This window comes from Enterobacter sp. TCD1-1 (assembly GCF_020567405.1).
Classification (GTDB): Bacteria; Pseudomonadota; Gammaproteobacteria; order Enterobacterales; family Enterobacteriaceae; genus Enterobacter; species Enterobacter quasiroggenkampii.
This window is the reverse complement of sequence record NZ_JAJCXF010000001.1, coordinates 1,940,907-1,955,160: the sequence shown is the minus strand read 5'-3', so window position 1 is coordinate 1,955,160 and position 14,254 is coordinate 1,940,907. Positions and strand designations below refer to the sequence as shown.

Here is a 14,254-nt window from a genome sequence, read left to right as displayed (position 1 = left end):
TAAGGGTTAGAGTTCAAAAAACTAAGACTTCCGCGAATTATTTTAGATAGTGAAAAAATAATTTATGTGATGAAGATCCGTAATTTAGCCACGCGTTACAGAATTATCTGTAGCGTAAAGCCGCTGTGTTACAGAACTTTGCAAAGGAACGTAAATCTTTGCTAAAAACACAGTCTCTCTGATATGTTTAGCCTCCGTTTAATTGTTCAGGAGTATAGGGCTCCAGCCCACTATATGGACCGTCACCGACGTCAGTCATCTTCCAGGCCATTTCGCGCCTTTTTCACCGGCGATCCTCGCCACGTATCGACTCTGTCTGCCTCTGTTTTGCCCACATTGAGTGGGGCACCGTTTCGTCATTCCTTTAGCAGGAGCTTGTCATGGAATTCTTAATGGACCCGTCAATCTGGGTGGGATTGCTCACGCTGGTCGTGCTGGAGATCGTTCTCGGCATTGATAACCTGGTGTTTATCGCCATCCTTGCGGATAAGCTGCCGCCAAAACAACGTGATAAAGCGCGTCTCATTGGACTCTCGCTGGCGCTGGTCATGCGACTGGGGCTGCTCTCCGTCATCTCGTGGATGGTCACGCTGACCAAACCGCTGTTCTCCGTCATGGATTACACCTTCTCCGGCCGTGATTTAATCATGCTGATCGGGGGGATATTCCTGCTCTTCAAAGCGACGACAGAACTTCATGAGCGGCTGGAAAACCGTCAGCACGATGATGGGCACGGTAAAGGCTATGCCAGTTTCTGGGTGGTGGTGCTGCAGATCGTGGTGCTGGATGCGGTCTTCTCGCTGGATGCGGTGATCACGGCGGTCGGCATGGTGAACCATCTGCCGGTCATGATGGCTGCGGTGGTTATTGCGATGGCGGTCATGCTGCTGGCGTCGAAGCCGCTGACGCGTTTCGTGAACCAGCATCCAACGGTGGTGGTACTGTGTCTGAGCTTCCTGCTGATGATTGGTCTGAGTCTGGTGGCGGAAGGCTTTGGCTTCCATATTCCGAAAGGCTACCTGTACGCCGCGATTGGCTTCTCGATCCTGATCGAGCTGTTCAACCAGATTGCGCGCCGTAACTTTATCAAGCAGCAGTCAAATCAGCCGCTGCGCGCCAGGACCGCGGATGCCATTCTGCGCCTGATGGGCGGTCGTCGTCAGGTGAACGTGCAGTCTGATTCCGAAAACCACAACCCGGTTCCGGTCCCGGAAGGGGCGTTTGTGGAACAGGAACGCTACATGATTAACGGCGTGCTCTCTCTGGCCTCCCGTTCGCTGCGCGGCATCATGACGCCGCGCGGGGAGATCAGCTGGGTCGATGCTAACCTGAGCGTTGATGAAATTCGCCAGCAGCTGCTCTCTTCACCGCACAGCCTGTTCCCGGTATGTCGTGGTGAACTGGATGAGATCATCGGCGTGGTGCGGGCGAAAGAGATGCTGGTCGCCCTGGAAGAGGGCGTTAACGTCGAAGCCGTTGCTGCTGCATCGCCTGCGATTGTGGTGCCGGAAACGCTGGATCCGATCAACCTGCTCGGGGTGCTGCGCCGCGCTCGCGGTAGCTTTGTTATTGTCACCAACGAGTTTGGCGTGGTGCAGGGGCTGGTGACGCCGCTGGACGTGCTGGAAGCGATCGCCGGTGAATTCCCGGATGAAGACGAAACGCCGGAAATTGTTGCCGATGGCGAAGGCTGGCTGGTTAAAGGTACCACCGACCTGCACGCGCTCTCGCACACGCTGGGGCTGGAAAACGTGGTCAACGATGAAGAAGACATCGCGACCGTTGCCGGTCTGGTTATCGCCGTAAATGGCCAGATCCCGCGTGTTGGCGATGTGATAGAGCTGCCGCCGCTGCACATTACCATTGTCGAAGCCAACGACTATCGCGTTGATATGGTCCGTATTGTTAAAGAACAATCTGCCCACGACGAAGATGAGTAAGTCTGCTTAACGCAGCGGCATTAAGGGTACGATGTGCCCGTTATGACGCGCTGGCGGGGGAGCACTTCCCGCCAGCCAGTCTGGAAAGTCCCGTAGCGGCATCGGCCGCGCATAGAAAAAGCCCTGCAGGACTGGAACGCCATGACGGCGTAAATAGCGCGCCTGCTCTTCCGTTTCGACCCCTTCCGCAACCAGCTCGATATTCAACCGCTGGCCAAGCGCAATGATCATGTCCGTCACCGTTGAATTCACGGCATCCGTGCCAATGGCGGTGGTAAAGGACTGGTCAATTTTCAGGACGTCCGGATGCAGCTTTTCAAGCCAGGAGAGGGAGCTGTTCCCGGTGCCAAAATCGTCGATAGCGAGCTTCACCCCTTTGCGATGCAGTTCGCGCACGATGCGATAATCCGCGTCCAGCAGCGCATCCCGTTCCGTGAGTTCAATCACCAGCTGCTGTCGCGGATTGGCGCTGAACCAGAGACGGTTCAGGTCCTGTACCAGTACAGCGTGACGGAAGTGGCTGGCGGCAACGTTAATGCCGATGTGGAAACCGGCGCTGGACGGGAAGTAGCCTATCTGGCGCACCGTTTCGGCGATGACATAGCGGGTCAGGGGGACAATCTGGTTATGTTCTTCTGCCAGAGGGATAAACACCTCCGGAGTGATCCAACCCTGACGGGGGTTATTCCAGCGCAGCAGGATCTCAACGCCCGTGCACGCCTGGGTGCGGGCATTCACCAGCGGCTGGCAGAAAAGCTCAAATTCCCGCGCCGCAATGCCCATATCGATCTCCCACGTAAAGCTCATCCGGTTTGCCGTCGCCAGCCAGGCGAGATAGCCCAGCAGCAGGCTGAGCATCAGCCCCAGCGGCAGCTGGGCGGGCAGGCTTTTTAAGGCTAACTCACCGGGGCCAGGTCCGCTGACCGTAATGGTGAAAGGATTTCGGGTTGATGACTGCTGGAAAAGGGCGCTCTCTTCATCAAACGTCAGACTGTCGGTGACGCGTTGACCGTAGCGTAAAAAACGATCGCCGACTGTCAGCACCACGTCATTGATGAGCGGACGCTGGGGCTCGAGGATCATTCTGGCGATCAGGTCGATATTAATAATCTCGACGACGCCTTCTTCACCGTCCTGGGAGACGGGATACCACTGGATCAAAACAGGGCTGCCCTTAAGCAGCCACTGGTCGGTCGATAAAATCAGCTTCGCCGTGCTGGCGGGGAGTTCCTGAAGGAAGTCACGGACAGGCTCGCTGCGGCTGCCGAAAATACTCGAACAATACAGGATTCCGTCTTTAATCAGGGCGATAGAACGTACCGTCTGCAAAATGGCTGCCTGCTGTCGCAGCGCCAGCTGCACCTGCGGGCAGGGCTGTCCCACCAGCGGCTGCAGCACGTTGCGGTGGTTTTCCAGGGAAAGCAAAACGTTATCAAGGGCGCGAACGGTATGGCTGGTAAAATCGAGGATCCGCTGTTGGTTAACGTTGCGCTGGGAAATAAAGCGAATGCCCAGCGTCAGGATGAGCGTGAGGAGCGCAACCGTCACACAGACGATAACGCGTTTTCGGCGATAGTTTTTAATGATCGTTTGTGCAGTTTGCATGAACGGTCGCCTGATAAGCCACCAGCCACAAAAGCCGGACGCAACAGTAAAAGTGTAGTGGGGAAAGCAGAAGGAGACGAGGAAGAAGAGGGAAATTCGCCCATCCGTTGCAGATGGGCGAAAGGCAGTATTAGTCGCACTGCACCTTAATGGCCAGGCCACCACGGGACGTCTCGCGGTATTTCGCGTTCATGTCTTTGCCCGTTTCGTACATGGTTTCAATCACCTTATCCAGCGATACGCGAGGTTCGCTGGTACGGCGCATCGCCATACGTGAGGCGTTGATGGCTTTCACCGAGGCAATCGCGTTACGCTCAATGCACGGCACCTGCACCTGGCCCGCGACCGGATCGCAGGTCAGACCGAGGTTATGTTCCATACCGATTTCAGCCGCCACGCAGACCTGCTCAGGGCTTGCACCCAACAGCTCTGCCAGACCTGCTGCCGCCATGGAGCAGGCCACGCCGACTTCACCCTGACAGCCCACTTCCGCACCGGAGATGGAGGCATTCATCTTGTACAGCGCGCCGATGGCACCTGCTGCCAGGAAATAACGGATATAGATGTCCGGCGTCACGGGCTCAATAAAGTGGTCGTAATACGCCAGCACCGCAGGAACAATGCCGCACGCGCCGTTGGTTGGCGCCGTCACGACGCGGCCACCGGCGGCGTTCTCTTCGTTAACCGCAAGTGCAAACATATTCACCCAGTCGACCACGTTCATCGGGTCGTTGGAGAATTTGTCCGTGGTCACCAGCATACGGCGCAGAGCAGAGGCACGACGCGGCACGCGCAGCGGACCCGGCAGAACCCCTTCAGTGTTCATCCCGCGATCGATACAGGCGCGCATGGTTTGCCAGACGTTGGCAAAATAGTCTTCAATCTCTTGTTTGCTGTGCAGCGCCAGTTCGTTCTGCATCACCATGCCGGACAGGGAAAGACCGGTCTGTTTGCAGTAACCCAGCATCTCGGTCGCCGATTTGAACGGGTACGGTACGCTGACGTCGCCGACGCTGTCTTTGCCAAAATGCTCTTCATCCACGATGAAACCACCGCCGATGGAGTAGTACGTTTTGCTGTAAATCTCTTTTTCACCGCTATAAGCGTGAATGGTCATGCCGTTTTCATGCAGCGGCAGGTTGTCGCTACGGAAACGCATGCCGTCATCCTGCGGAAAATCAACTTCCTGCTGGCCGTTTGCCAGCAGCAGGCGGCCGCGTGTTTCCACGTCGCGGATGAATGCCGGGATGGCATCAATATCAACGGTATCTGGCATATTGCCTGCCAGACCCATAATAATGGCGATATCGGTGTGGTGGCCTTTACCCGTTAATGACAGCGAGCCGTAAACATCCACGGCGACACGGGTAACGCTTTCCAGTAATCCTTTTTCGACCAGATCATCGACGAACTGTTTACCGGCCTTCATCGGGCCAACAGTATGGGAAGACGAAGGGCCAATTCCCACTTTGAACATGTCGAATATACTAATCACTTTCACACTCCTGACAGGGTTACCGGGGTTCCAGTAACGATGTTATAACTGCGCATAGTGTAAGAGGGAACACCGACCTCGGCTTAACTATTCACATGAATTAAACTAATGGTTAACGATGGGTTTTGCTAATAGCGCGACGCAGATCGCAAACCTGGCAGAAGAGGGCGGAATGTAAAGTATAGTCAAGGCTTCAGGCCGATTTGCAACGCCAGCTCACGAATAATGCCCGCCGTCATGCCCCAGACAAAATAATGCTGATACCAGGACAACCAGACCCGATGGTCATGCCCACGACGCTGAATATCCAGCGGGTGATAACGACTCAGTCGGAGGGCTTCTTCCAGCGGCATTTCAAACACCGCGGAGACTTCATCGACGCTGGCGTGATACTGCAGGCCCGGCGGGATAATGCCGACCACCGGCGTGACCTGAAAACCGGTGACGCTGTCGACGGGTGGCAGCACGCCGATGACCTCAACGGCCTCTGGCGGAATGGCAACCTCTTCCTGCGCTTCGCGCAGCGCGGCGGCAATCAGCGAGGCGTCGGAGCTGTCTACCGCGCCCCCCGGAAAAGCGACCTGACCCGCGTGCTTGCGTAAATGGGCGGAACGCTGGGTGAGCAGCAGGCCCGGTTGCGCGCGACGCACGACCGGGATCAGCACGGCCGCCTGACGTTGATTCAGCGCTTCGCGGTTGACCTGCGGCCTTAGTAGCTGAAAGCGAGATAAAAAGTCATCCAGCGTCAGATTCTCTTTTTCCACCCGTGTTTACTCCAGTTGTTTCAGAATACGGTTAACTTTATCAAAGGTTTCCTGATATTCCGCATCGACCTGGCTGTCGGCAACAATGCCGCCCCCGGCCGAACAGTAAAGGTTTCCGTTGCAGGCGGTCAGCGTACGGATGGTAATGCTGGTATCCAACGTGCCGCACAGGCTGATATAGCCGATGCTACCGCACCAGGCATTACGGCGGTGGGGCTCCAGCTCATCAATGATCTCCATTGCCCTCACCTTCGGCGCGCCGGTGATGGAGCCGCCCGGGAACGCGGCGCGCAGCAGGTCGCAGGCCGTGCGCGAGTCAGGCAGCCGCGCGGTAATGGTGCTGACCAGATGATGCACCGCCGGGAAAGGCTCAACGACAAACAGTTCCGGCACGCGGACGCTGCCCGGCACGGCCACCCGGCCAATGTCGTTACGCATCAGATCGACAATCATCAGGTTTTCGGCGCGGTCTTTTGGCGAGGCGGCCAGTTTTTCCGCCTGCTGACGATCGGCATCAGGATCGGCAAGGCGTGGAAGCGTGCCCTTAATCGGGCGGGTTTGAATGGTGCCCTCGGCCAGATGAATAAAGCGCTCGGGCGACAGGCTGAGGATCGCCCCCTGTTCCAGACGCACAAAGGCGCTGAACGGCGCCTTATTGCTGGCATTAAGACGGGTAAACGCCTGCCACTCATCTCCCCGATAGGTCGCCTCGAAGCGCTGGGCGAGGTTAACCTGATAGCAGTCGCCGCTTTGCAGATACGCCTGAACGCGCGCGAATTTTTCGCCATACTCCGCGGCGCTCATGTTGGAGCGCCAGCCGGAGGTCAGCGTGAACGTCTCAGCGGGTGCAGCCTGTTGCGCCTCAAGCCAGGCCAGACGCGCCTGCACGTCACGATGGCTCAGCAGGGAAACCGTTTTTTTCTGATGATCGACAATTAACGCCCAGTCATACAGCCCCACGGCCATGTCGGGCAGGGGAATATCAGCCTGCGCATGCTCGGGCAGCGTTTCGAAACGGCGACCCAAATCGTAGCCAAACAGGCCCAGCGCGCCCCCCTGAAAAGGAAGGTCCGGGTTGGGTGTGGCAGATAAGCCCAGCGCGTTAATGTCGTGCTGAAGCTGCGCCAGCGGATCGTCCGTTAACGACAGAACATCGGTTGTCAGCGTCTTCAGCGGATCGGCGACCAGAATATCAAAGCGGCTATAGGGATGGTCCGCATGGCCGGAGTGCAGCAGCATCGCAAACGGAAGATGGCTCAGGCGGGCAAACCAGTATTCAGCGGCGTCTGTCCGCCAGGGCAGGGTAATAACAGTGGGGAAGCGCATGTTCATGTGTGGCATACTACCGGGCAGCGTGAAATAATTAGCGCGAATAATTTAGCAGGAGTTGACGATGTTTGCAGGTTTACCTTCTCTGAGCCATGAACAGCAGCAGAAAGCGGTTGAGCGAATTCAGGAACTGATGTCCCAGGGGATGAGCAGCGGACAGGCGATTTCCCAGGTGGCGGAAGAACTGCGCGCCACGCATACCGGCGAGCGGATCGTGGCGCGTTTCGAGGATGAAGATGAAGAGTGATCGGGCTTAAACCGCCGCGATAATCTTAATCTCTACCTTGTATTCCGGCTTCATCAGCGTGGCCTGTACGGTGCAACGTACAGGCGCGTGACCCGCCACCACCCACGCGTCCCAGGCTTTGTTCATTGCCGCGAAGTCATCTTTGTTTGCCAGGAAAATCGTCGCATCCAGAATGCGGGATTTGTCGCTGCCCTGTTTTTCCAGCACCGCGTCAATCTGCGCCAGGGTATTGGCCGTCTGCTCGAACGCATCCGCGTCCAGGTTAGCCGGGACGCCGGTGTAGTAGAGCGTCTGGTTATGGATCACCACATCAGACCAGCGGGCTTCGGCATCAATGCGCACAATTGTCATAAACGTTTCCTCGTTATTTTTCGTCGTCAGGCGGCAAGACTGCCATATTGTTCATCTGTCGTCACTATTTGGGGTGGCACATGAGAGGATGGGCTGACATAATCCCTGTGCAAAAATACAGTGAGAGAGCACCGTGGCAGACGATTTTTCCCCTGAAGGTCAATTAGCGCAGGCTATCCCCGGCTTCAAACCCCGTGAGCCTCAGCGACAGATGGCGCACGCCGTTGCACGCGCCATCGATAAGGCTCAGCCGCTGGTGGTCGAAGCCGGTACCGGCACGGGTAAAACCTATGCTTACCTTGCGCCGGCGCTGCGGGCGAAAAAGAAGGTGATTATTTCCACCGGTTCGAAGGCGCTGCAGGATCAGCTCTACAGCCGTGATTTGCCCACCGTGGCAAAGGCACTGAAATATAAAGGCCGTCTGGCCCTGCTGAAGGGGCGCTCCAACTATCTTTGCCTGGAACGCCTTGAGCAGCAGGCGCTGGCGGGCGGCGACCTGCCGGTGCAAACCCTGAGCGACGTCATTATCCTTCGCGCCTGGGCGAACCAGACCGAAGAGGGCGATATCAGCACCTGCGCGAGCGTGTCGGAAGACTCTCCCGCCTGGCCGCTGGTGACCAGCACCAACGACAACTGCCTCGGCAGCGACTGCCCGCTGTATAAAGACTGCTTCGTGGTGAAAGCGCGCAAAACGGCGATGGATGCGGATGTGGTGGTGGTGAACCACCATCTGTTCCTTGCGGATATGGTGGTTAAGGACAGCGGCTTTGGTGAGCTGATCCCGGAAGCGGACGTGATGATCTTCGACGAAGCCCACCAGCTGCCGGACATCGCCAGCCAGTACTTTGGTCAGTCGCTCTCCAGCCGTCAGCTGCAGGATCTGGCGAAAGATTTCACCATTGCTTACCGGACCGAACTCAAAGATACCCAGCAGCTGCAGAAGTGCGCCGACCGTCTGGCGCAGAGCGCGCAGGATTTCCGTTTACAGCTCGGCGAGCCGGGCTATCGTGGTAACCTGCGCGAGCTGCTGGCGGACAAAAACATCCAGCGCGCGCTGCTGCTGCTCGATGATGCGCTTGAGCTCTGCTACGACGTGGCAAAACTGTCACTCGGCCGCTCCGCGCTGCTGGATGCGGCCTTCGAGCGCGCCACGCTCTATCGCGGGCGGCTCAAACGGCTGAAAGAGATTAACCAGCCGGGTTACAGCTACTGGTACGAGTGCACTTCGCGCCACTTTACCCTGGCGCTGACGCCGCTGACTGTGGCGGATAAATTTAAAGAGGTGATGGCGCAGAAGCCGGGCAGCTGGATCTTTACGTCGGCAACCCTGTCGGTGAATGACGATCTGCACCACTTCACCGAGCGCCTCGGCATTGAGCAGGCGGAATCGCTGCTTCTGCCCAGCCCGTTCGATTACGAAAAGCAGGCGCTGCTCTGCGTGCCGCGCAATTTGCCGCTTCCCAACCAGCCGGGTGCGGCCCGTCTGCTGGCGGCGATGCTGAAGCCAATGATCGAGGCCAATAACGGCCGCTGCTTTATGCTCTGCACCTCCCACGCCATGATGCGCGACCTCGCCGAGCAGTTTCGCGCTACGATGACGTTGCCGGTGCTGTTGCAGGGCGAAACCAGCAAAGGCCAGCTTCTGCAGCAGTTCGTGAGTGCCGGTAATGCCCTGCTGGTCGCAACCAGCAGCTTCTGGGAGGGGGTGGACGTGCGCGGCGACACGCTTTCGCTGGTGATCATTGATAAGCTACCGTTTACCTCCCCGGACGATCCGCTGCTGAAGGCGCGGATGGAAGACTGTCGTCTGCGCGGCGGCGATCCGTTTGACGAGGTTCAACTGCCGGATGCGGTCATTACGCTTAAGCAAGGGGTAGGGCGCCTAATCCGTGACGTCACAGACCGCGGCGTGCTGGTCATCTGCGATAACCGGTTGGTGATGCGTCCTTACGGTGCGACTTTCCTTGCAAGCCTGCCGCCCGCGCCGCGGACGCGGGACATAAAACGCGCGGTGCGTTTCCTGGCAAACCCAACGGCGGAGTAATTTACCCCGGAGTGTGCTAAGATGCGCGCCATTTTGTGACTGACCCTTGCGAGAGCGCGACGACCGATGCGAATTCTGGCTATTGATACCGCGACAGAGGCTTGCTCTGTTGCTCTGTTGAACGACGGTGCTGTTTCTGCCCATTTCGAAGAGTGCCCCCGGGAACACACCCAACGCATTCTGCCCCTGGTAAAAGCCATTTTAACCCAGGGAAACACCTCCTTAACCGACCTCGACGCGCTGGCCTTTGGCCGCGGCCCCGGCAGCTTTACGGGCGTACGTATCGGGATTGGCATTGCGCAGGGGCTGGCGCTGGGCGCCGAACTGCCGATGATCGGCGTCTCTACCCTCGCCACCATGGCGCAGGGCGCATGGCGCATGACCGGGGCAACGCGCGTCCTGGCAGCGATTGATGCCCGCATGGGCGAAGTCTACTGGGCCGAATACACCCGTGACGAGCAGGGCGTGTGGCACGGTGAAGAGACGGAAGCCGTGCTTAAGCCAGAAGCGGTGACAGAACGACTGAAGCAGCTGTCCGGCGAGTGGGCGACCGTCGGTACGGGCTGGCCGGCGTGGCCTGAAATGGCGAACGACACCGGGTTGACGCTGGTGGACGGCAACATGCTTCTGCCGGCTGCGGAAGATATGCTTCCGATTGCCAGCCAGCTGCTCGCAGCAGGCAAAACCGTGGCTGTTGAACAGGCGGAACCGGTTTATTTGCGAAACACCGTCGCGTGGAAGAAACTTCCGGGCCGCGAGTGAATCTCAGTAACAGGAACTGAGAAAAAGGAGTCGCATCATGGCGGTTCAGACTAAAGTAGTACGCCTTATTATGGCAGGCGCGGTTGCCATAGCACTGAGCGGATGCGTTTCCGTTCCTGATGCGATTAAGGGCAGCAGCCCGACGCCACAGCAGGATTTGGTTCGGGTGATGAATGCGCCTGAGCTGTACGTCGGCCAGGAAGCGCGCTTTGGCGGTAAGGTGATTGACGTACAAAACCAGCAGGGGAAAACCCGCCTGGAGATCGCCACCGTTCCGCTGGACAGCGGCGCGCGGCCTGTACTGGGCGAGGCCTCCCGGGGACGTATCTATGCGGACGTCAGCGGGTTCCTCGATCCGGTCGATTTTCGCGGACAGCTGGTGACCGTCGTCGGACCGATTACCGGCGCCGTGCAGGGCAAAATTGGCAACACGCCGTATAAATTTATGACCATGCAGGTCAACGGATACAAGCGCTGGCGGCTGGCCCAGCAGGTGATCATGCCGCCGCAGCCGATCGATCCATGGATGTGGGGTCCGCATCCTTATCGCTATGGCTACCCGGGCTGGGGTTGGTATAACCCGGGACCTGCACAGGTACAGACGATCGTTACTGAGTAACTTACTGTTATTGTTAGAAAAGAGACAGCGGCTCAGCCGCTGTCTCTGTTTTTTTACGGATAAAACGAAAAAAAAGAGTGACGCGCTTCGCAACCTTAAATCTGAACAATTAATAAACTGGTACGCTGAGTTAATATAATGTTAACAAACTGTTTATTATCGGGGTTGTGATGACGACGAACACTCATTTCAGAGGTGATGCATTGAAGAAGGTTTGGCTTAACCGTTATCCCGCAGATGTTCCTGCTGAGATCAATCCTGACCGTTATCAATCCCTGGTGGAATTATTTGAACACTCGGTAAGGCGCTACGCGGATCAGCCCGCATTTGTGAATATGGGCGAGGTGATGACGTTCCGTAAGCTGGAGGAGCGCAGCCGGGCGTTTGCGGCGTATCTGCAGGAAGGGCTGGGGCTGCAAAAAGGGGATCGCGTCGCGCTGATGATGCCGAACCTGCTGCAATACCCGGTGGCGCTGTTCGGTATCCTGCGTGCCGGGATGATCGTCGTCAACGTCAACCCGCTGTATACCCCGCGCGAGCTCGAGCATCAGCTGAACGACAGCGGCGCGGTTGCGATTGTCATTGTGTCCAACTTTGCCCATACGCTGGAAAAAGTGGTCGACAAAACCCAGGTGAAACACGTCATCCTGACGCGCATGGGGGACCAGCTCTCTACCGCCAAAGGCACGCTGGTTAACTTTGTCGTCAAATACGTCAAACGTCTGGTGCCAAAATACCATCTGCCGGACGCTATCTCCTTCCGCCGCGCGCTGCATGCGGGCTATCGGATGCAGTACGTCAAGCCGGAAGTGGTCTCAGAAGATCTCGCCTTCCTGCAGTATACCGGTGGCACCACCGGCGTGGCGAAAGGCGCTATGTTGACCCACCGCAACATGCTGGCGAACCTTGAGCAGGTCAACGCAACCTACGGGCCGCTACTGCATCCCGGCAAAGAGCTGGTCATCACGGCGCTGCCGCTGTACCACATTTTCGCACTGACCATGAACTGCCTGCTGTTTATTGAGCTCGGCGGTCAAAACGTGCTGATTACCAACCCGCGTGATATCCCGGGGCTGGTGAAAGAGCTGGCAAAATACCCGTTCACCGCCATGACCGGGGTAAATACCCTTTTCAACGCGCTGCTTAATAACAAAGAGTTCCAGCAGCTGGACTTCTCCACGCTGCACCTCTCTGCGGGCGGCGGTATGCCGGTTCAGCAGGCGGTAGCCGAGCGCTGGGTGAAGCTCACCGGACAGTATCTGCTCGAGGGCTATGGCCTGACGGAATGCGCGCCGCTGGTCAGCGTTAACCCGCATGACATCGACTACCACAGCGGAAGCATTGGTCTGCCCGTTCCTTCCACTGAAGCGAAACTGGTCGATGATAACGATAATGAAGTTTCGCCGGGTGAGCCGGGTGAGCTGTGCGTCAAAGGTCCACAGGTAATGCTGGGCTACTGGCAGCGTCCCGACGCGACTGACGAAATCATCAAAGACGGCTGGCTGCATACCGGTGATATCGCGGTGATGGATGACGAGGGCTTCCTGCGCATTGTCGATCGCAAGAAAGATATGATCCTGGTCTCCGGCTTCAACGTCTATCCGAATGAGATCGAAGACGTGGTCATGCAGCACAGCGGCGTACTCGAAGTGGCAGCGGTCGGCGTGCCTTCCGGCAGCAGCGGTGAAGCGGTGAAGATATTTGTGGTCAAGAAAGATCCTTCTCTCACCGAGGAAGCGCTGGTAACGTTTTGTCGTCGTCAGCTGACGGGCTATAAAGTGCCGAAGCTGGTGGAATTCCGCGATGAGCTGCCGAAATCCAACGTTGGGAAGATATTACGACGAGAATTACGTGACGAAGCCCGTGCCAAAGTAGACAATAAGGCCTGAGCTACACGTTAATCGCCCAGACGCCGGTTAAGCCGGCGTTTTTTATGGGCGCAAACAAAAGAGAATCCGATTTGAATTACCAGATGATCACGACTAACGACGAGCTGGCTTCGCTGTGCGAAGTGACGCGCGACTTTCCTGCCATTGCCCTGGATACCGAGTTTGTCCGTACCCGGACGTACTATCCGCAGCTGGGGTTGATTCAGATGTATGACGGTAAAAACGTGTCGCTGATTGACCCTCTCGGCATTACCGACTGGACGCCGATGCGCGACCTGCTGCTCGATACCGCCGTCACGAAATACCTGCACGCAGGCAGTGAAGATCTGGAAGTCTTTCTGAATACCTTTGGCATCATGCCTCAGCCGCTGATTGATACGCAGATCCTCGCGGCGTTCAGCGGTCGCCCGCTCTCATGGGGCTTTGCCGCCATGGTGGAGGAGTATACGGGCCTGACGCTGGATAAAAGCGAATCCCGTACCGACTGGCTGGCGCGTCCGCTTACCGCCCGCCAGCTGGAGTATGCGGCGGCTGACGTGTTTTACCTGCTGCCGATCGCCGGACAGCTGATGAAAGAGGCGGAAGCCTCCGGATGGCTCCCGGCAGCGCTGGATGAGTGCCGTATGACCCAGCAGCGTCGTCAGGAAGTGGTGGATCCGAAAGAGGCCTGGCGCGACATCAGCAACGCCTGGCAGCTGCGCACGCGTCAGCTGGCATGCCTGCAGCTGCTGGCAGACTGGCGCTTGCGTAAAGCACGCGAGCGCGATCTGGCCGTTAACTTTGTCGTCCGCGAAGAACATCTCTGGGCGGTGGCGCGCTATATGCCGGGCAGCCTTGGCGAGCTGGACAGCATTGGGCTTTCGGGCAGCGAGATCCGTTTCCACGGCAAAACCCTGCTGGCGCTGGTCGCTAAAGCGCAGGAATTACCCGACGACGCGCTGCCGGAACCGCTGCTGAACCTGATGGATATGCCGGGCTATCGCAAAGCGTTTAAAGATATCAAAGCGCTGGTGCAGACGGTGGCAACGGAAAGCAAGCTGAGCGCGGAGCTGCTCGCTTCACGCCGTCAGATTAATCAGCTGCTTAACTGGCACTGGAAGCTGAAGCCGCAGAATGGCGTACCGGAAATGGTTGCGGGATGGCGCGGGGAATTGATGGCCGATCGCCTGAATACGCTGCTGGAAGGTTATCCGCGATAAAAAATATGCC

13 protein-coding genes are annotated in these 14,254 nt (G+C 57.5%); 8 read left to right on the top strand and 5 right to left on the bottom strand.

Annotation, left to right across the window (positions count from 1 at the left end; all coding sequences use genetic code 11):
- The first annotated feature begins 183 nt into the window (after positions 1-183).
- Together LJA86_RS22270 and yoaE are read left to right on the top strand one after the other, a co-directional pair.
- Positions 184-393, top strand: coding sequence for a protein YoaL (locus tag LJA86_RS22270; protein ID WP_072052259.1), 210 nt, complete (start codon positions 184-186; stop codon positions 391-393).
- Complete coding sequence (gene yoaE / locus LJA86_RS09430) at positions 381-1,940, top strand: CNNM family cation transport protein YoaE (RefSeq protein WP_008500492.1); 1,560 nt, start codon at positions 381-383, stop codon at positions 1,938-1,940. Before LJA86_RS22270 ends, yoaE begins: the two co-directional genes overlap by 13 nt.
- Positions 1,941-1,946: 6 nt before the next feature.
- Here yoaE and LJA86_RS09425 read toward each other — a convergent pair whose 3' ends face one another.
- The 4 genes from LJA86_RS09425 to pabB all read right to left on the bottom strand — a co-directional run bounded on the left by LJA86_RS09425 (position 1,947) and on the right by pabB (position 7,136).
- Positions 1,947-3,545 carry a cyclic diguanylate phosphodiesterase gene (locus LJA86_RS09425; RefSeq protein ID WP_069719002.1) on the bottom strand — a complete coding sequence of 533 codons (1,599 nt, stop codon included), beginning with the start codon at positions 3,543-3,545 and terminating at the stop codon, positions 1,947-1,949.
- Between the two features lie 130 nt (positions 3,546-3,675).
- On the bottom strand, positions 3,676-5,040 hold the full coding sequence (gene sdaA, locus LJA86_RS09420; protein ID WP_008500494.1) for an L-serine ammonia-lyase: 1,365 nt from the start codon (positions 5,038-5,040) through the stop codon (positions 3,676-3,678).
- A 185-nt stretch (positions 5,041-5,225) separates the two neighbouring features.
- Positions 5,226-5,804 (bottom strand): CoA pyrophosphatase, encoded by a 579-nt coding sequence (locus LJA86_RS09415; RefSeq protein WP_048029449.1) that lies wholly within the window; start codon positions 5,802-5,804, stop codon positions 5,226-5,228.
- 6 nt (positions 5,805-5,810) lie between these two features.
- Complete coding sequence (pabB, locus tag LJA86_RS09410) at positions 5,811-7,136, bottom strand: aminodeoxychorismate synthase component 1 (protein WP_229226259.1); 1,326 nt, start codon at positions 7,134-7,136, stop codon at positions 5,811-5,813.
- A gap of 61 nt (positions 7,137-7,197) precedes the next feature.
- Between pabB and LJA86_RS09405 the strand changes: the two genes are divergently transcribed.
- On the top strand, positions 7,198-7,380 hold the full coding sequence (locus LJA86_RS09405; RefSeq protein ID WP_008500497.1) for a YoaH family protein: 183 nt from the start codon (positions 7,198-7,200) through the stop codon (positions 7,378-7,380).
- Between the two features lie 6 nt (positions 7,381-7,386).
- On the opposite strand, the gene LJA86_RS09400 is transcribed toward LJA86_RS09405, so the two are convergent.
- Positions 7,387-7,731 (bottom strand): RidA family protein, encoded by a 345-nt coding sequence (locus tag LJA86_RS09400; protein WP_008500498.1) that lies wholly within the window; start codon positions 7,729-7,731, stop codon positions 7,387-7,389.
- A gap of 133 nt (positions 7,732-7,864) precedes the next feature.
- Here LJA86_RS09400 and LJA86_RS09395 point away from each other — a divergent pair, with 133 nt between their 5' ends.
- The 5 genes from LJA86_RS09395 to rnd all read left to right on the top strand — a co-directional run bounded on the left by LJA86_RS09395 (position 7,865) and on the right by rnd (position 14,244).
- Entirely contained in the window at positions 7,865-9,775 is a 1,911-nt protein-coding gene (locus tag LJA86_RS09395) for an ATP-dependent DNA helicase (RefSeq protein ID WP_229226063.1), read from the top strand.
- A 66-nt stretch (positions 9,776-9,841) separates the two neighbouring features.
- Positions 9,842-10,537: a tRNA (adenosine(37)-N6)-threonylcarbamoyltransferase complex dimerization subunit type 1 TsaB gene (gene tsaB / locus LJA86_RS09390; RefSeq protein WP_024909864.1), complete on the top strand. Its 696-nt coding sequence runs from the start codon at positions 9,842-9,844 to the stop codon at positions 10,535-10,537.
- 37 nt (positions 10,538-10,574) lie between these two features.
- Entirely contained in the window at positions 10,575-11,156 is a 582-nt protein-coding gene (locus LJA86_RS09385) for a Slp family lipoprotein (protein ID WP_028018678.1), read from the top strand.
- A 203-nt stretch (positions 11,157-11,359) separates the two neighbouring features.
- Positions 11,360-13,045 (top strand): long-chain-fatty-acid--CoA ligase FadD, encoded by a 1,686-nt coding sequence (gene fadD, locus LJA86_RS09380; RefSeq protein WP_229226062.1) that lies wholly within the window; start codon positions 11,360-11,362, stop codon positions 13,043-13,045.
- A gap of 71 nt (positions 13,046-13,116) precedes the next feature.
- Positions 13,117-14,244: a ribonuclease D gene (gene rnd / locus LJA86_RS09375; RefSeq protein ID WP_229226061.1), complete on the top strand. Its 1,128-nt coding sequence runs from the start codon at positions 13,117-13,119 to the stop codon at positions 14,242-14,244.
- Positions 14,245-14,254 lie beyond the last annotated feature (10 nt).